The organism is Streptomyces sp. NPDC104106 (assembly GCF_055584345.1).
In genome coordinates this window covers 168,513-185,540 of sequence record NZ_JBVJMF010000016.1, presented here as the reverse complement: position 1 = coordinate 185,540, position 17,028 = coordinate 168,513, and the positions used below count along the sequence as shown (strand labels likewise).

Annotated in this window: 15 protein-coding genes; 9 read left to right on the top strand and 6 right to left on the bottom strand. The window is 71.7% G+C overall.

Annotated features, from left to right (window positions below):
• The first annotated feature begins 78 nt into the window (after positions 1-78).
• Complete coding sequence (locus ACZ60X_RS31830; RefSeq protein ID WP_469605840.1) at positions 79-330, top strand: hypothetical protein; 252 nt, start codon at positions 79-81, stop codon at positions 328-330.
• Positions 331-422: 92 nt separating this feature from the next.
• Here ACZ60X_RS31830 and ACZ60X_RS31825 read toward each other — a convergent pair whose 3' ends face one another.
• Entirely contained in the window at positions 423-3,719 is a 3,297-nt protein-coding gene (locus ACZ60X_RS31825; RefSeq protein ID WP_469605837.1) for a S41 family peptidase, read from the bottom strand.
• A gap of 180 nt (positions 3,720-3,899) precedes the next feature.
• Between ACZ60X_RS31825 and ACZ60X_RS31820 the strand changes: the two genes are divergently transcribed.
• The 6 genes from ACZ60X_RS31820 (at position 3,900) to ACZ60X_RS31795 (ending at position 9,684) form a co-directional block, all read left to right on the top strand.
• Positions 3,900-4,508 (top strand): TetR/AcrR family transcriptional regulator, encoded by a 609-nt coding sequence (locus tag ACZ60X_RS31820; protein ID WP_469605834.1) that lies wholly within the window; start codon positions 3,900-3,902, stop codon positions 4,506-4,508.
• Positions 4,509-4,611: 103 nt separating this feature from the next.
• Positions 4,612-6,837, top strand: a complete 2,226-nt coding sequence (locus ACZ60X_RS31815) for an MMPL family transporter (protein WP_469605832.1) — start codon at positions 4,612-4,614, stop codon at positions 6,835-6,837.
• A 127-nt stretch (positions 6,838-6,964) separates the two neighbouring features.
• Positions 6,965-7,477: a YbaK/EbsC family protein gene (locus tag ACZ60X_RS31810; RefSeq protein ID WP_469605829.1), complete on the top strand. Its 513-nt coding sequence runs from the start codon at positions 6,965-6,967 to the stop codon at positions 7,475-7,477.
• Entirely contained in the window at positions 7,474-8,334 is an 861-nt protein-coding gene (locus tag ACZ60X_RS31805) for an EamA family transporter (protein ID WP_469605826.1), read from the top strand. Before ACZ60X_RS31810 ends, ACZ60X_RS31805 begins: the two co-directional genes overlap by 4 nt.
• Before the next feature lie 99 nt (positions 8,335-8,433).
• Complete coding sequence (locus tag ACZ60X_RS31800; protein ID WP_469605823.1) at positions 8,434-9,327, top strand: NAD(P)-dependent oxidoreductase; 894 nt, start codon at positions 8,434-8,436, stop codon at positions 9,325-9,327.
• Between the two features lie 81 nt (positions 9,328-9,408).
• Positions 9,409-9,684, top strand: a complete 276-nt coding sequence (locus ACZ60X_RS31795; RefSeq protein WP_469605820.1) for a DUF1876 domain-containing protein — start codon at positions 9,409-9,411, stop codon at positions 9,682-9,684.
• Between the two features lie 36 nt (positions 9,685-9,720).
• On the opposite strand, the gene ACZ60X_RS31790 is transcribed toward ACZ60X_RS31795, so the two are convergent.
• From ACZ60X_RS31790 to ACZ60X_RS31780, 3 genes are all read right to left on the bottom strand, one after another.
• Entirely contained in the window at positions 9,721-10,881 is a 1,161-nt protein-coding gene (locus tag ACZ60X_RS31790; protein WP_469605818.1) for a serine hydrolase domain-containing protein, read from the bottom strand.
• Positions 10,882-10,954: 73 nt separating this feature from the next.
• Positions 10,955-11,401: an organic hydroperoxide resistance protein gene (locus ACZ60X_RS31785; protein ID WP_469605816.1), complete on the bottom strand. Its 447-nt coding sequence runs from the start codon at positions 11,399-11,401 to the stop codon at positions 10,955-10,957.
• A 107-nt stretch (positions 11,402-11,508) separates the two neighbouring features.
• The gene (locus ACZ60X_RS31780; protein WP_469605813.1) at positions 11,509-11,985 is read right to left on the bottom strand and encodes a MarR family winged helix-turn-helix transcriptional regulator; all 477 of its coding nucleotides are present in this window, start codon (positions 11,983-11,985) and stop codon (positions 11,509-11,511) included.
• A 193-nt stretch (positions 11,986-12,178) separates the two neighbouring features.
• Here ACZ60X_RS31780 and ACZ60X_RS31775 point away from each other — a divergent pair, with 193 nt between their 5' ends.
• Complete coding sequence (locus ACZ60X_RS31775) at positions 12,179-12,517, top strand: SsgA family sporulation/cell division regulator (protein ID WP_469605811.1); 339 nt, start codon at positions 12,179-12,181, stop codon at positions 12,515-12,517.
• Positions 12,518-12,538: 21 nt separating this feature from the next.
• On the opposite strand, the gene ACZ60X_RS31770 is transcribed toward ACZ60X_RS31775, so the two are convergent.
• Positions 12,539-14,209, bottom strand: coding sequence for a penicillin-binding transpeptidase domain-containing protein (locus ACZ60X_RS31770; protein WP_469605808.1), 1,671 nt, complete (start codon positions 14,207-14,209; stop codon positions 12,539-12,541).
• Positions 14,210-14,590: 381 nt separating this feature from the next.
• Positions 14,591-15,175, bottom strand: coding sequence for a hypothetical protein (locus ACZ60X_RS31765; RefSeq protein WP_469605805.1), 585 nt, complete (start codon positions 15,173-15,175; stop codon positions 14,591-14,593).
• Between the two features lie 537 nt (positions 15,176-15,712).
• Between ACZ60X_RS31765 and ACZ60X_RS31760 the strand changes: the two genes are divergently transcribed.
• Positions 15,713-16,159, top strand: coding sequence for a hypothetical protein (locus ACZ60X_RS31760; protein WP_469605802.1), 447 nt, complete (start codon positions 15,713-15,715; stop codon positions 16,157-16,159).
• Positions 16,160-17,028: the final 869 nt, after the last annotated feature.

Below are 17,028 nucleotides of genomic sequence, written 5' to 3'. Positions count from 1 at the left end.
TGTGAGTCTGGTCGAGGCCCCGCTGAGGGGCCGTTTCCCCCGGATTTCCCCTCTCACTCACCACAGGAGTGAACCCTCATGGGTACGAAGGACCAGTTCCAGGACAAGGCCGGCGAGATGAAGCAGCGGGCCAAGGGCAAGGGCGAGCAGGCGCGTCAGCAGGCCGATCAGCAGGCCGGGCAGGGCCGCCGGCAGGCCGGGCAGCAGCCCGGGCAGCGCGGCAAGCAGCAGGCGCAGTCCCAGCGCGGTGTCCCGCACGAGAACATGCGGGACATCGAGGACACGGAGCAGGAGATGCGGGACAGGCTCGACCGCGACTACGACGCGTAGCCGCCGCGCTCGGCTTCGGCCGTCGGTCCGGCGCGGGGCGCCCTCCACGGAGGGCGCCCCGCGTCCGGCTTTCCGCGGCCCCCCACTTCTCCCTATCTCCCGTTCCGCGGCGGCAGTTTCGGGCGGGAGCGGTTGGGGGTGTCGCTGTAGTCCGGGGGGATGGCCGCGGGGAAGGTGGACAGCAGGTCCAGGGCCAGCTGGATCGCGTCGTCCATCTGGGCGTGGCGGCCCTCGGCCCAGTCCAGGGGGGTGCGCATGATCTCCAGGTCGGGGGCGACGCCGTGGTTCTCCACGGACCAGCCGTAGGCGTCGAACCAGGCCGCGTTCATCGGCACCGTGATGACCGTGCCGTCACCCAGCCGGTGGCGGCCGGTCATGCCGACCACGCCGCCCCAGGTGCGGGTGCCGACGACCGGGCCCAGCTTCAGCAGTTTGAAGGCGGCCGTGATCATGTCGCCGTCCGAGGAGGTCGCCTCGTCGGCCAGGGCCACCACCGGGCCCCGCGGCGCGTTGGAGGTGTACGACACCGGCTGGGCGTCCCGCGTCAGGTCCCAGCCCAGGATGGTCCGGGTCAGCTTCTCGATGACCAGCTCGCTGATGTGCCCGCCCGCGTTGCCGCGCACGTCCACGATCAGCGCGGGCCGGGACACCTCCATGCGCAGGTCGCGGTTGAACTGGGCCCAGCCGGAGCCGCCCATGTCGGGGATGTGCAGATAGCCGCACTTGCCGCCGCTCAACTCCCGCACGACCCCGCGGCGTTTGGCGACCCAGTCCTGGTAGCGCAGCGGACGGTCGTCGACGAGCGGGACCACCGCCACCCGCCGGGCCCGCCCCGCCGCCCCCTCCGCCGGGAGGAACGTCAGCTCCACCGTCGTACCCCCGGAGCCGGCGAGGAGCGGGTACGGCCCGGTCACCGGGTCGACCGGGCGGCCGTCGACATGGGTCAGCACGGCACCCTCGCGGATGCCCGTGCCGGCCAGCGGTGAGCGGGCCCGGGAGTCGGAGGAGTCGCCGGGCAGGATGCGCTTGACGGTCCAGCCCCGCTCCCGGCGCACGAAGTTGGCGCCGAGCAGGCCCTGCGCGCGCTGGTAGTGCGGGGGCCCCTCGTTGCGGCGGGCGGCGGTGACGTACGCGTGCGAGGTGCCCAGTTCGCCGAGGACCTCGCGCAGCAGGTCCGCGAACTCGTCCGGCGAGGCCACCCGTTCGACCAGCGGACGGTACTGGTCGAGCACCGCGTCCCAGCCGATCCCGCACATGCCTGGGTCCCAGAAGTAGCCGCGGATCAGGCGCCCGGCCTCCGCGAAGGCCTGGCGCCACTCGGCGGGCGGGTCGACCTCGTGCAGGATGCGGCGGGCGTCGATCCAGACGGTCGTGTCACCGTCGCCCGCCTCCGTGGCGGGAACGGCCCGCAGGTCGCCCTCGTCCACGACGACCAGCCGGGTGCCGTCGCCGCTCACCGCGAACCAGTCGAGATGGTCGACCAGTTCGGACTTCTTCGCCTTGGCGAGGTTGAAGTACTCCAGCGTCGGGCGGCCGCTGACGTCGGCCGGGTTGGCGAACGTCTCGCCGAGCGCGCCGGAGATCGGCCAGCGCAGCCAGACCAGTCCGCCGCCCGCGACCGGGGACAGCGCGGAGTACTTGGAGGCGATCACCGGGAACGGCGTGACCCGGTTCTCCAGGCCCTCCACCTCCACGGTCACCGTGCCGGCCTCGCCCGTCTCCTCGTCCTCGGCCGGGTCCAGCCCGCCGGCCGCCGGGCGGCCCTCGGGGTTCAGGGCGAAGGGGGAGGGGGTGGCCGAGTTCAGCGGAACGAGGTACGGGCGGCAGCCGAGCGGGAAGGACAGGTCCCCGGTGTGGACGTCGTACACCGGGTCGAAGCCGCGCCAGGAGAGGAAGGCGAGGTAGCGGCCGTCGCGGGTGAAGACCGGGTTCTCGTCCTCGAAGCGGCCGTTGGTCACGTCCACGATCAGCCGGTCCTTGATCCGGGCCAGCTTGATCTGGCGCAGGGAGCGGCCGATGCCCGGGTGGGACCAGGTGAGCCAGGAGCCGTCGGGGGAGAAGGCGAGGTCGCGGACGGGGCCGTTGACGGAGCGGATCAGCTCGGTGACCTGCTCGGCCGCCGTGGCCTGCGTCCCCTCGGCCGCTTCGGCGGCCGGCTCCGCGGCCTCCCCGCCCTCGCCCTCGCCCGTGTCGATCAGCAGCAGCCGCCCGTCGTGCGAGGCGATGGCCAGGCGCTCGCCGAGCGGGTCGGAGACCATCTCCAGGGCCCGGCCCAGCGCGCCGGAGGCGAGTCGGCGCGGCGCCCGGTCGCCGGTGGCGCGGGGCAGCTGGGCGATCTCGACGGCGTCCTCGCCCTCGGCGTCGGTGACGTACGCGACCTTGCCGGTCGTGCCCAGCATCTCCGGAAGCCGGACCCGTACGCCGGGCGTGTCGGCGATCGTACGGGCCGGGCCGTCGCGGTGGGTGAGCCAGTACAGGCTGCCGCGGACGACGACGGCGCTGGCCCGGCCGGTCTCGTCCACGGAGACACCGTCGACGTTCTGCGCGGCCGGCACCTGGTGGCGGCGGCGCCCGGGGGCCGGCCCGGCCGGCTGGACGTCGAGCCTGCGCGGCACGCCGTCCGGCGAGAAGTCGTCCACCAGCCACAGGTCGCCCGCGCACTGGTAGACCACGCGGGTGCCGTCGCTGGACGCGTGCCGGGCGTAGAAGGCGTCGTGGTCGGTGTGCCGGCGCAGGTCGGTGCCGTCGTAGGCGCAGGAGTAGAGGTTGCCGACGCCCTCGTGGTCGGAGAGGAAGGCGACGCGGCCGGCGACGAACACGGGGCAGGCCAGATGGCCGCCGATGTCGGGCACGAGCTGGCGCCCGTGCAGCCAGAGGCGGCCCGTGGCGCCGCCGCGGTAGCGCTTCCAGGAGGCCGGTTCGTGCGGCGGGGTGCCGGTGAGCAGCAGGGTCCGGTGCTCGCCCTCGACGTCGGCGACCTGGATGTCGGTGACCGGGCCCCAGGGCAGCCGGGCGCCCGGGTCGCCGTCGGTGGCCACCTTGTAGGCCCAGGTGAAGTAGGAGAAGGGCTGGTCGTGGGAGGCCACGGCCAGGATGTGCGCGTCCGGGTCCCAGCCGCAGACCCGGGTGTCGGAGCTGCCCCAGTACGTCAGCTGCCGCGCGGGGCCGCCGTCGACGCCGACGAGGTGGATCTCCGGGTCGAGGCTGCGCCAGGTCGTGTACGCGATGTGCCGGCCGTCGGGCGAGAAGCGCGGGTGGCCCGTCTTGGTGCGGTCCGCCGTGAGGCGCCAGGCGCGGCCCGGCGCGTCGAGGGGGGCCAGCCAGAGGTCGTCCTCGGCCACGAAGCACAGCAGGTCGCCGCTGAGATGCGGAAAGCGCAGATAGCTCACCTACCCATGCTTTTCCGGTCAAACGGCAGGAGCAACTCGTGCGCGGGCGGCTGCCGGCGGTTTATGGAAAGCCGACAACCGTGACCCACCCCACGTACGAAACGGTTTCGTTTCGCTCGCTCCCGGGGTATCTTCATGGTGTACGAGAGCAGCAGGCTCCGAAGCGGGAAGGTGGGTGGCATGACCGAGGGTGTCGCAACGGTGCGTCGCAGTCGGATCACGCCCGAGCGCGAGGCCGAGTTGTACGAGGCCGTGCTCCACCTGCTCCGCGAGGTCGGCTACGACGCCCTCACCATGGACGCCGTGGCCGCCCGCACCAGGTCCAGCAAGGCCACGCTCTACCGCCAGTGGGGCGGCAAGGCCGAACTGGTCGCGAAGGCCGTGCGGCACAGCAAGCCGGGCGGCATCGGCCTCGACGAGATCGACACCGGGTCGCTCAGGGGCGATCTGCACGCTCTCACCCTGCGCTCGGACGACTGCGAGATGGAGCAGAACTCCGCCTTGATGCGGGGTCTGGCCATGGCGGTGCACAGCAACCCCGATCTCCTGCGGGCGTTCAGGGACCATCTCATCGAACCGGAGATGGCGTCGTTCCGCCGCGTGGTGCAGCGGGCCGTCGACCGGGGTGAGATCCCGGCCGACAACCCGGCGATCGAGTTCATGATGCACATGATGCTCGGCGGGTTCGCCGCCCGCACCCTGATCGACGAGCTGCCGCCGACGCAGGCCTTCCTCATGTCGTACATCGACGCCGTGGTCCTCCCCGCCCTCGGCGTTCCCCGAGACTGACCTCCCTCCCCAGCAAGCCCACCTTCTGACGTCACCGCTCACGTCGTCGGGCTGACCACCCCTGCCCTGATCAACCCCACGACCTGACCGGGAGTACGCCCCCGTGGCCACGTTCCTGTACAAACTCGGCCGTCTCGCCTTCCGGCGACGGCACTTCGTCGCCCTCATATGGGTGGCACTGCTGACCCTCGCCGGGGTGGGCGCCGCCTCCGCGCCGCCCGCCGGCAGCACCTCCTTCTCCATCCCCGGCACCGAGGCGCAGAAGGCCTTCGACCTGCTCGAACAGCGCTTCCCCGGGATGAGCGCCAACGGCGCCACCGCGCGGGTCGTCTTCAAGGCGCCGGCCGGCGAGAAGATGACCGACAAGCTCAACAAGGCGGCCGTCGAGAAGACCGTCGAGGAACTGGGCGCCGGACCCGGGGTCGTCTCCGTCGCCGACCCCTACGCCGGGCACGCCGTCAGCAAGAACGGCCAGGTCGCCTACGCCTCGGTGAAGTACAAGGTCTCCGGCATGGAGCTGAAGGACGCCTCCAAGAACGACCTGAAGGAGGCCGCACAGCACGCGCGAGACGCCGGGCTCACCGTCGAGATCGGCGGTGACGCGCTGACCGCGACCCCGTCGACCGGCTCCAGCGAGGTCATCGGCATCGTGATCGCCGCCGTCGTCCTCGTCATCACCTTCGGCTCGCTGCTCGCGGCCGGATTCCCGCTGCTGACCGCGATCGTCGGCGTCGGCATCGGCGTCTCCACGATCACCGCGCTCGCCAGCGCCCTGGACCTCGGCTCCACGACCTCCACCCTGGCGTCGATGATCGGCCTGGCCGTCGGCATCGACTACGCCCTCTTCATCGTCTCCCGCTACCGGGCCGAACTGGCCGAGGGCCGCGAGCGCGAGGAGGCGGCCGGACGCGCCGTCGGCACGGCGGGCTCGGCGGTGGTCTTCGCGGGCCTGACCGTCGTCATCGCGCTGGTCGGCCTGTCGGTCGTCAACATCCCGATGCTGACCAAGATGGGCATCGCGGCGGCGGGCACGGTCGCCATCGCCGTCCTGATCGCGCTCACCATGATCCCGGCGCTGCTCGGCTACGCCGGCCGCAGGATCAAGCCCGCGGGCCAGAAGAGCAAGCTGCTCGGCGGCGGCCGCGCGCCGAAGAACCCGGGCAAGCCCAACATGGGCACCCGCTGGGCGAGCTTCGTCGTACGGCGCCCGGTGGCGGTCCTGCTGCTCGGCGTGATCGGCCTCGGCGCCGCGGCGGTCCCGGCCGCCTCCCTGCAACTCGGCCTGCCCGACGACGGCTCCCAGCCGACCTCCACCACCCAGCGCCGCGCCTACGACCTGCTCTCCGAGGGCTTCGGGCCCGGCTTCAACGGCCCGCTGATGGTCGTCGTCGACGCCAAGGGCAGCCAGGACCCGAAGGCGGCCTTCACCATGGCCGGCGACGAGATCAAGGGGCTGAAGGACGTCGTCACGGTGACCCCGGCCGTGGCCAACAAGGCCGGTGACACCGCGACCATCACGGTCGTCCCCGGATCCAAGCCGTCCTCGAAGACGACCGAGGACCTGGTGCACGCCATCCGGGACAAGGGCGCGGACGTCGCCCGGCAGACCGACTCCAAGGTCCTGGTCACCGGCTCGACGGCGATGAACATCGACGTCTCGCAGAAGCTGAACGACGCGCTGCTGCCGTACCTCGCCCTCGTCGTCGGCCTGGCCTTCCTCCTGCTGATCGTGGTCTTCCGCTCGATCCTCGTCCCGCTGAAGGCGGCCCTCGGCTTCCTGCTCAGCGTGACGGCGGCCCTCGGCGCCGTGGTCGCGGTCTTCCAGTGGGGCTGGCTGTCCGGCCTGTTCAACGTCGACGAGACCGGCCCGGTCATGTCGATGATGCCGATCTTCATGGTGGGCGTCGTCTTCGGCCTCGCGATGGACTACGAGGTCTTCCTCGTGACCCGGATGCGGGAGGCGTACGTCCACGGCGAGAAGCCGAACCAGGCCGTGGTGACCGGGTTCCGGCACGGGGCGCGGGTCGTGACCGCCGCGGCCGTCATCATGATGGCCGTCTTCTCCGGCTTCATCGGTTCGAGCGAGTCGATGATCAAGATGATCGGCTTCGGGCTCGCGATCGCCGTCTTCTTCGACGCGTTCATCGTCCGCATGGCCATCGTCCCGGCCGTGCTCGCCCTGCTCGGCAAGCGGGCCTGGTGGCTGCCCAGGTGGCTGGACCGCGTCCTGCCGAACGTCGACGTCGAGGGCGAGGGCCTGCGCACGCGGTCCCCGGCGGACGGCAAGGACGCCGACCCGGACGGGGAGCGGGAGCTGGTACGGGCCTGACGTACCGCTTCTGACGGCACAGCTGCCGGTGAGGGTGCCCGTGGGGACGGGGCCGCACCCTCACCGGCTTTGCTCTGCCCGGGAAAACACCGTGGGTGCGGCGCGAACGATGCCGTAGCGTGCCCGCATGCCGACGACCGCGACCAACACCAAAGACTCCGGAGCACACCCCCGGTTCGCCGAGGCGCTGCGCGCGCTCGGGCTGGAGGACGTGCTCGCGCGGACCCGGCGGTTCCCGGAGGCGACCCGGACCGCCGCCGAGGCCGCCGCCGCGATCGGCTGCGAGCTGAGCCAGATCTGCAAGTCACTGGTCTTCGCCGCCGACGGTGTCCCGGTGCTCGTCCTCATGGACGGCGCCTCGCGCGTGGACGTGGAGCGGGTGCGCCGGGAACTGGGCGCGGCGAAGGTCACCCGGGCCGACGCCGGTGTCGTACGCGAGACCACGGGGTCCGCCATCGGCGGCGTCCCGCCCTTCGGGCACCGCACGCGCACGCGCGTCCTCGCCGACCGCTCGCTGCTCGCGCACGCCGTGGTGTGGGCGGCGGCCGGCACGCCGTACACCGTGTTCCCGATCGAGCCGAAGGCGCTCGTGGCCCAGGCCGGCGCCGATGTGGTGGACGTGCGCGAGCGGACCGCGTGACGCCGCTCGTCACGGCCGCGGTCCTGTGCGCCGCCGTGACCCACGCGAGCTGGAACGCCATCGCGCACCGGATCACCGACAAGCTCGTCGGGTTCACCCTGATCTCCGGGGGCGGGGTCCTGATCGGGCTCGCCGTGGCGCCGTTCGTCGCGGCCCCGGCCGGGCCCGCGTGGCCGTACCTGCTCATCTCGGCGGTCGTGCACGTCGTGTACTACGCGCTGCTCATGACCTCCTTCCGGCTGGGCGACTTCGGGCAGGCCTACCCCCTCGCGCGCGGCACCGCCCCGCTAGCGGTCACCGTGTTCGCGGCCGTGTTCGCGCACGAGGTGCCCGGCCGCTGGGTGCTGGCCGGGATCGCCGTGTCCTGCCTGGGCCTCAGCGGCGTCGGCCTGTGGGGACTGCGCGGCAACCGGCCGCACTGGGCGGCGATCGGCGCGGCCCTCGCGACCGGGCTGACGATCGCCGCGTACACGGTGATCGACGGCCTCGGCGTACGCGCCGCGCACTCCCCGCTCGGATACATCGCCTGGCTCATGGCCGTGCAGGGCGTCGTCGTCCCGGCGTACATGTACACACGCGCGCGTGCCGACACCGTCCGGCGCCTGCGCCCCCACGCCGCCCTCGGCCTGCTCGGCGCGGCCCTGTCCGTCTGCGCGTACGCCCTGGTGCTGTGGGCCCAGACCCGCGCCGAACTCGCCCCCGTCGCCGCGCTGCGCGAGTCCTCGATCATCGTCGGCGCGGCCATCGGCGCGGTGTTCTTCAAGGAACGGTTCGGCACGCCGAGGATCGCTGCGGCGGGGCTGCTGGTGGTCGGTATCGGGCTGATGCTGCACGCCGGTGGCCGCACGCGCGCGTGAGAGGCGTCAACCGTGGTACGCGCGTGCATACGCCCGTCCGCGCCGCGAAGATGGCCGCAGACACCGAGGCAGCAGCCGTACGACGACAGGGAGCCGTCCATGACCGACAAGCCGACCGTGAGCGTGCTGGGCACCGGCATCATGGGGGCCGCCATGGCCCGCAACCTGTGCCGGGCCGGGCTGGAGGTGCGCGTCTGGAACCGGACGCGCGCCAAGGCCGAGCCGCTCGCCGCCGACGGCGCCAGGATCGCGGACACGCCCGCCGAGGCCGTCGAGGGCGCCGACGTCGTCCTGACGATGCTCTACGACGGCGCCACCGTCCTGGACACGCTGCGCGAGGCCGCCCCGGCGCTGCGGCCCGGCACCGTGTGGGCGCAGTGCACCACCGCCGGGATCGAGCTGGTCGCCGACCTGGCCGCGTTCGCCCGCGAGCACGGACTCGTCTTCTACGACGCCCCCGTCCTCGGCACCCGCCAGCCCGCCGAGGCCGGCCGGCTGACCGTGCTGGCCGCCGGGCCCGAGGAGGGGCGGGCGACGGTGGCGCCGGTCTTCGACGCGGTCGGCGCGAAGACCATGTGGACCGGGGACGACGGCGCGGCGGGCAGCGCCAGCCGGCTGAAGCTGGTCGCCAACAGCTGGGTGCTCGCCGCCACCGCCGCGACCGGTGAGGTCCTCGCCCTCGCCCGGGCCCTCGACGTGGATCCGCAGGGCTTCTTCGACCTCATCGAGGGCGGCCCGCTCGACATGGGCTATCTGCGCGCCAAGGCCGCGCTCGTGCTCGACGGCAAGCTGACCCCGCCGTCGTTCGCGGTGGCCACCGCCGAGAAGGACGCCCGGCTGATCGTGCAGGCGGGCGAGCGAGGCGGCGTACGGCTCGACGTGGCCGCCGCGACCGCCGACCGGTTCGCGCGCGCCGCCGCGCAGGGCCACGCGGACGAGGACATGGCCGCCGCCTACTTCGCCAGCTTCGACGAGCCCGGCCGGCAGGGTTGAGCGCGGCGCCGAGGTGACGTTCCCGGCACGGGGGAGCACCCTGGAAACAGCCGGAATCAGGTGTTCCCGGAGGTGATCGTCATGATGCACACCGCTGTCGGATGGCATGTCGAGATGGAGTTCATGGAGGACGATGAGCACACCAAGGCGGCGGCGCTGGTGCGCTTGCCCGACGGCACCGAGGTGCGGGCGCACGGCCACGCCACCCGGCACCGCGTCGACTCCAACCAGCCGAGGGTCGGTGAGGAGATAGCCGGCGCGCGTGCCCTCAACGAACTGGCCATGCAACTGCTGACCAAGGCGCACGACGAGATCGACGCGGCGTCCGGACGGACCTCGCACACGATCAACGTGTGAGCAGCGCCCCGCATCCGGGACGCCGTGCGTACGGCCCTACGCGATCGCCGTGCGCAGCGCCCGGACCAGGGCCTGTGCCCGCGGGTCCGCCGTCACGCTCGTACGGAAGCCGTTGGTGACGTAGCCGAAGGAGAGGCCGGCCTCCGGGTCGGCGAACGCCAGGGCGCCGCCCCGGCCCGGGTGGCCGAAGGAGCCGGGGGACAGCAGCGGGGACGCGCTGCCGTGCAGCATGTAGCCGAGGCCGAACCGGGTGCCCACCACCAGGACCCGGTCCGGCCCGGCGGAGTGCTCGGCGCGGGCCAGCCGCGTCGTCTCCGGGCTGAACAGGCGGGTGCCGCCGTCCACGGTGCCGATGAGCGAGCCGTAGAAGCGGGCCAGCCCGTCGGCGGTGGCGATGCCGTTGGAGGCGGGCAGGGCGGCCACGCGGTAGGCGGGGTCGTTCTCGTCGGGGAGCGGGGTGATCGCGGCGAAGGCGCGCCGGGTCAGGGATTCGGGATCGGCGTAGGCCTCGGCCACCGCGCGCTTGGGGCGGGTCCTCAGGATGCCCGCGGCCTGGGGCGCCTCGACCGGCCCGACGCGGCCCACGCGCGCGTGCTCCGACTCCGGCAGGCCGAGCCACAGATCGGCGCCGACCGGTCCGGCGATCTCCTCCGCGATCCACGCGCCGACCGGGCGGCCGGTGATCCGCCGGATCAGCTCGCCGGTCAGCCAGCTGTAGGTCTGGGCGTGGTAGCCGTGGTCGGTGCCCGGCTCCCACACCGGCGCCTGCGCGGCGACCGCGGCGGCGCCGAGCTCGGGGTCGGCGGCCTCGGCGGGGGTCAGCGGGCGGTCCAGCACGGGCACGCCCGCGCGGTGGGCGAGCAGGTGCCGGACGCGCGTGTTCTCCTTGCCGGCGGCCTTGTACTCCGGCCAGTACGAGCCGACCGGGGCGTCCAGGTCCAGTTCGCCGCGCTGGTGCAGGAGCAGCAGCGCGGCGGCGGCGACGCCCTTGGTCGCGGAGCGCACGATCTGCGCGGTGCCCCGCTGCCAGGGAGCCGTGCCGTCCACGTCCCGGGTGCCGGCCCACAGGTCGACGACCCGGTGCCCGTCGCGGTACACGGCGACGGCCGCGCCGCGCTCGCCGAGCAGCGCGAAGTTCGCGGCGAACGCCTCCCTGACCGGCTCGAAGCCGTCGGCCACAGTGCCGTTCACGTCCACGTCCGCCGTCCCTTCCAGTCGCCTGCGACAGTGGGTGCAACCGTGGCCGCGCGCCTGGGATTCCTCGGTGGGATCAGCCCAGCAGAATCGTTACGTCGATGTTGCCGCGCGTCGCGTTGGAGTACGGGCAGACCTCGTGCGCCGCGTCCACCAGCTGTGCGGCCAGCTCGGCGTCCAGGACCGGCAGGGAGACGCTGAGGGCGACGGCGAGGCCGTAGCCGCGCTGCCTGTTGGGGCCGATGCCGACCTTCGCGGCCACGGTGGAGCCGGTCAGATCGTAGCCCGCGCGGTTGCCGACCAGGATCAGCGCGTTGTGGAAGCAGGAGCTGTAGCCGGCGGCGAACAGCTGCTCGGGGTTGGTGCCGTTGCCGTCGCCGCCCAGCTCCGGGGGCATCGCGACCATCAGGTCGAGCCGGCCGTCCTGGCTGGTGACATAGCCGTCGCGGCCGCCGTGGGCGGTGGCCTCGGCGACGTACATGATCTTCGTCGGACGCGTGTCGACAGCGGTGTCCTCGGTCATGGCCGGCCTCCCCCGGAACAAGTGGCGCACAAGTACATCGTGCACAAGGTACTGGCCGGTAGGTCAGTGGGCGGCAGCAGGGGGTGGCAACCGCGGGTAAGGCGAGATCAGCGGTGCCGGGCCGCCGCGTCGGCGCGTTCGGTGAGTTGCCACAACTCCGCGCGCAACCGTGCGATGTCCTCGGTGCCGAGCCCGGTCGTGGTGAGCAGGGTGCCGGGCACCCGTGCCGCGCGCTCTCTGAGTGCCTCGCCGCGCCCCGTGCACGCCACGAGCACCGAGCGCTCGTCGTCCGCCGCGCGCTCCCGGCGCACCAGGCCCGCCGCCTCCAGCCGCTTCAGCAGGGGCGAGACCGTCCCGTAGTCCAGGCGCAGGGCGCGCGCCAGGTCCTTCACGCTGGTCTCGCCGTGCTCCCACAGGACCAGCAGCACGAGGTACTGCGGGTAGGTGAGCCCGAGGTCGTCCAGAAGTGGACGATATGCGGCGGTCACGGCACGCTGCGCGGCGTACAGCGCGAAGCACAGCTGGTCGTCCAGCAACAGCGACCCGGCGGCCTCTTTGTCGTCTCGCTCGTTTTGAGGCGTCACGCGCCCATTCTCACGGACGCCCGTCACACCGGTCCGCGCGTACCCCCGCGCATCGGGGCCGCAGCTGCGCATGCCGTGCAGGAGAGACGAAGTCTCGCACCTCGTCGAGGCGTGAAGCCGAAAATATGGGACATTGAAGAGGAAGCGGATGGCCATCTTCCGTATAGGTCACCCAGCGTGAAAGGGCAGTCCGATGTCTGTGATCGAGCAGTACGCGCGCGCCCACATCGTCACGGACGAGGAGGACCTGGGGGCCGTACCGGTGCTGCTGCGGTACGACCCCGACCGTGATCCACGCTCGGTGCGGGTCGACCTGCCCGGCACCCAGGCATGGACCTTCTCGCGCGCGCTGCTGGAACGGGGGCTGCGGGCACCGGCCGAGAGCGGCGCGGTGCGGGTGTGGCCCTGCGGGCGCGTCCAGGCCGTCGTCGAGTTCCACTCCGACAACGGTGTCGAGGTGGTGCAGTTCGAGTCGAAGGCGCTGCTCAGCTTCCTGCGCCGCACCTACACCGCCGAACCCGTAGGGGCCTGATCGAGCCGCCTGCGGCTCCGCTCAGCCGCCCGCCTTCAACAGGGCCGCCACCATCGGCCCGGCCGTGTCGCCGCCGTGGCCGCCGGCCTGGACCACGCCCGCCGCGGCGAGGTCCCCCTGGTACGCGGTGAACCAGCCGTTGGGCTTCTTCTGCCCGTCGACCTCGGCGGAGCCGGTCTTGGCGCCGTAGTCCCCGCTCATGCCCGCCATCGCCTTGGCGGCCGTGCCGTAGTCCGCCGTGAACCGCATGACGTCCTTCAGCTGGGACTGGGTCTTCGCCGACATCGTGCGCCCGGCCTTCGCCAGCGTGCGGTGGTCCACCGACGGGGACACCAGGTACGGCTGGTGGAAGGTGCCCGACTCGACCGTGGCCGCCACGGACGCCATGTTCAGCGGGTTCATCCGCACCGCGCCCTGCCCGATCAGCGAGGCGCCCATCTGCGCGCCGCTCTGCACCGGGACGGAGCCGTCGAACGAGGGGACGCCGATGGACCAGTTGTCCATGCCGAGGCCGTAGACCTGCTGGGCCTCCTTCGTCAGGTCGTCGTTCGACAGCTTCGGCGCGAAGTCGATGAAGGCGTTGTTGCAGGAGGCCCCGAAGCTCTGCCGGAACGTGCCCTTCTTGATCTCCGAGTCGGCGTCGTTGTGGAACGTCCAGCCGGCGAGCTTGTACGTCTTCGGGCAGGGGTGGGAGGCGTCCGGGGTGACGAGGTTCTTCTCGAACAGCATCGTCGACGTCACGATCTTCATCGTGGAGCCGGGCGCGAGGGAGCCCTGGAAGCCGACGTTGAAGCCGTGCCCGCTGTTGGCGACGGCGAGGATCTCACCCGTGGACGGCCGCACGACCACCACCGACGCCTGCGCCTGCTTGTCCACCTGCTGCTCGGCCGCCGCCTGGAGCGCCGGGTTCAGCGTCGTCCTCACCGTGCCCGGCGTGCCCTCGCTCAGTGTCACGAGCGTCTTGTCGGACAGCTCGGCCTTCTGCGCGGCCTTGCCGCGCACCACGCGCAGCTCGATGCCCGCCTTGCCGCCCGCCGTCTTGCCGTACTTCGCGCGCAGCCCGTCCAGCACCGGGCCGAGAGAGGGGTACTTGGCGGCCGTCAGCTCACCGCCGTCGCGGTCCAGGGCCTTGATGGGCGGGGTGCCGGACGCCCCGGTGACGAGGGTGTCGCCGTCCTGCAGGTCCGGCTGGACGACCGAGGAGTGCCAGTCGACCAGCGGCTTGCCGTCGCTCGCCCGGCGCACCACGGTGAGCGAACTGCCGTACGTCAGCGGCTTGCCGAGCTTGTCGTACGACACCGTCGCCTTGACGGAGAACGGCACCTTCGCACCCGTGGCCGCGCCCGGCGTGAGCGTGACGTCCTTCAGGTGGGCGTCCTTGGCGACGCCGGTGAGCAGTTGGGCGGCGGCCGAGGCGTCGGTCGTCGCGGCGGCCGCCTCGGAGAGCCTGCCCTGCTGCCAGGCCGTCAGGAAACGGCTGGAGGCCGCGCGGACCTCGGCGGCGCTGAGCGGGCCGGTCTTGACGGCCTTGTGGTCGGCCGCGGCCGACGCGCGCTCGTCGGCCGCCGCACCGCCGTCGGCCAGTGCGTAGACGCCGAACCCGGCGCCGACGGCAACCACGGCGATCATCCCGCCCAGCACGGCAGGCCTGGTCGTCTTCCGTCGCTCGGCGACGCGCCTTCTCTTGCCCACAGCCTCAGTTCCTCCGTGCCTTCCCCAGGGTCCCCGGCGCCCCTTCACACTCCCCAACGACGGCAATCACCTTAAAGTCCCCGTCTTCGAGGGTGACGTCGGCCCGCATTCCGTAGCACGGTTGCGACAATAGGGTCGGCCGCGTCGATGCCGTGGCCGCCGTCCTGGGCGTCTCTGCCCCGCGATCGAGGTGGGCGGTCGCCAGGACTTCGTCGCTGCTCGCGCCCTGGGCTCGCGCGCGAGCCCCTGCCTCTGTGCGCCTTGCCGGTGATCCTGCGCGTGCCGCGATCCACAGGCCATGGGCATTGCTCACCCCCTGTCCGTCACCCCGCTGTCGGTGCAGAGCAACCACCGCGCTGCCGCCCTGATCGCGGCGCGCGTTCAGGCAGCGTCTGCGCCCCGGATCTGGGCTTGATCGGCGGCAGGGAGCGGTTCGGACCGCTTGTCGATCTTGTTGGATGCTGCGTCCACGGAGACGAGTGTCCCGGACCGTTCATCCAGCAGCATCAGGTGTTGCCCTGACCAGGCCGCTGCGAACGTTTCGGTCACGTCGCTGGAGCTGGTGGCGGTCAGCGTGTCGAGTTCGCGGCAGGTGCCCTCGTCCAGGTCGAGGACTGCCAGCTTGTTGGATCGGAGGGTGCTCGCATACCAGCGTCCGATCGGATCGAGCGTGCCCACGCCCACGGGGTCGCCGGCCTTGCACGAGGGGATACGGTCGCTCTTGCGTTTGTCCGCATCGAAGACGTGTGTGCGGTTTCCCGTGTTGCATGCGTCGTCGCGCCAGATCACACGGGTGCCTGCGGCGGCGACCGCACTGGCGTTGGCGGCGATGGTTGTTGTGGCCGCGCTGGCCCGGGTGTTGAGGACGGCAATGTCAGTCACCGCGCCTCCTGAGCCAGTGCTGCCTGTGTCGCCAGTGGTGCGCTCGGCGAGCAGGCCCCTGGGCGTCTCGGCGACCGGCTTCATGCCGCAGGGCAGCGTCAGTTTCGTGCGGGACGGGCGCCCGGAGGTCTCGTACCTCGTGACGGTGAAGCGGGCCGAGACGGACTGCGGCAGTTCTTGGTCAGCGCACGCGTTTTCTGCCGATTCTTCGGTGACGGCCCACAGTTGCTTGCCGTCGGCGCTGGGGAACCAGGCGCTGGCCTGCCCGAGGAGAACGGCTCGGCACTAGGTGTGTGCCATTTCAGTCCTCAAGGTGGCGCCAGAACTGAAGCTTTGGCAGAACATATGGGGCTGGATTGGATTCTCTGGTGCAGGAGTTGAGTTGTGCTGCCGTAGGGGCCCAGCAGCCTTAGGGGTCGTTTCACGCCTCGGCGGCACCCGTAGTCCGGAGCCCGCAATGCGCACGCCTGTTCATTCTGTCGCAACCATGATCGAGCAGTCTGCGCCGTATTCCACTTGGCGCTATCCGGCTCTTTTCCTCGATGGTTCGACTCGCGACAGTGGAACACGTTGACCGGCGGCTGACCGTCGTCGGTGAACCGAGAGAGAGGAAGTCAGCACGTGCCTCCCATCCCGGTAAAGCCTGGCATCTACAAGATCCACGCCCATCTCTTCGGGCCGGGTCTGCTGGTGACGGCTACGGAGCACGCCGTGAAATACGGCGCACCCGTCATCGTGGACCGTCCGTACCCCGTCCCATTCGAGCAGGAGTGGGCCATCACTCCCGCTGAGCCCGTGCCCGGATCACCGTATGTGATCCACCTCGCCTACCAGGAACTGGCGGGCGCGGTCGTCGCCGAAGACAAGCTCTGGGTAAATAACGTCCCGCGCGAGGAATGGGCGAAGTTCACGTTCGAAAAGGTCATCGGCGGGTTCAAGATCCTGTCGGACAAGGGTCTCGTCTGGCGTTCGGAGCACCGCGGGGCGCAGATCGGACTCGCGCAGCCGACGGCGGAGATCTTCGATACGTGGACCCTGGAATTCGTCCGCCCCATCGAAGACGAGTAGCACGCGGTCAGGGCAGATCCGCTGGGCCAGATGGCCCGGTCGCCCAGTAGCTTGAATGGGTACCGATTCTGGCCTGACCCCTGATGTTGCCGCCGCAGTCCACCGGGCGGCCCTCCTCCGGTTTCCCGGTGGCTGCTGGTCTGCTGTGCAGGGGCACGTTCCTGGAGGGACGAGCCTTCACTGTCCGGCCTTCGAATTCACGCCGGCCTCGGTACTCCCTTCCCGCGAGGTTCGGGGACGGAAAGCTGTGCGAAAGCAGGGAGCCGGAGGCGCAGCCCCAGTGAAAGGGCGGGGCTGAAAAGGTCGCCAGTCGTGCCGGCCGTCGCCGCACCTGATGTCGGCCACATGGCACGCGGACTCCTCCGCGGCCTTTCTCGCTGACGGGGTCACCCAGCACCTTGTAGCCCGGCCGATGAGGTCCCACTCACGCGGCGCGAGGGTGAAGCCGTCGAGGTCGCTCAGGACCGCTTGGCCGTTCCCGTGGCGTAGGGCGCTCCCGAGGTTCGCCTCTCCGTGGATCATCCCGAAGGGAAGCGTGAAATCCAATCGGTCGGTCCGAGAGACTGGGGTTCTTCGAGCCGGTGCGGGCGTCGTCGGAGGTCTGCCGGCTCGGTTGCGGTGCCGTACTCCTCGCGATCCCGGGCTCTCCCAGCGGGTGACCACCCGGCCGGCGACCGCCGGCGGTTGCTGGACACCGGGCAAGCGTCGTCGAGCCGGTACACGGCGTTCGAGCCGAGCCTCAGCGATTCGGCGCCCGCTGGTGGCGCTGCACCTCGTCCCTGTCAGGGCCGTTCCCGGGCCGCCCTGTCGTGAGCCGCGACCGGCGGCCGGGCTCAGCCGCGGCGGACGGTGATCGTGCGACGACCATG

Coding starts and splice junctions, on each gene's coding strand:
- ACZ60X_RS31830 (WP_469605840.1), top strand. CDS start 79: ATGGGTACGAAGGACCAGTTCCAGGACAAGGCCGGCGAGATGAAGCAG.
- ACZ60X_RS31820 (WP_469605834.1), top strand. CDS start 3,900: ATGACCGAGGGTGTCGCAACGGTGCGTCGCAGTCGGATCACGCCCGAG.
- ACZ60X_RS31810 (WP_469605829.1), top strand. CDS start 6,965: ATGCCGACGACCGCGACCAACACCAAAGACTCCGGAGCACACCCCCGG.
- ACZ60X_RS31800 (WP_469605823.1), top strand. CDS start 8,434: ATGACCGACAAGCCGACCGTGAGCGTGCTGGGCACCGGCATCATGGGG.
- ACZ60X_RS31795 (WP_469605820.1), top strand. CDS start 9,409: ATGATGCACACCGCTGTCGGATGGCATGTCGAGATGGAGTTCATGGAG.
- ACZ60X_RS31785 (WP_469605816.1), bottom strand. CDS start 11,401: ATGACCGAGGACACCGCTGTCGACACGCGTCCGACGAAGATCATGTAC.
- ACZ60X_RS31775 (WP_469605811.1), top strand. CDS start 12,179: ATGTCTGTGATCGAGCAGTACGCGCGCGCCCACATCGTCACGGACGAG.
- ACZ60X_RS31765 (WP_469605805.1), bottom strand. CDS start 15,175: ATGAAGCCGGTCGCCGAGACGCCCAGGGGCCTGCTCGCCGAGCGCACC.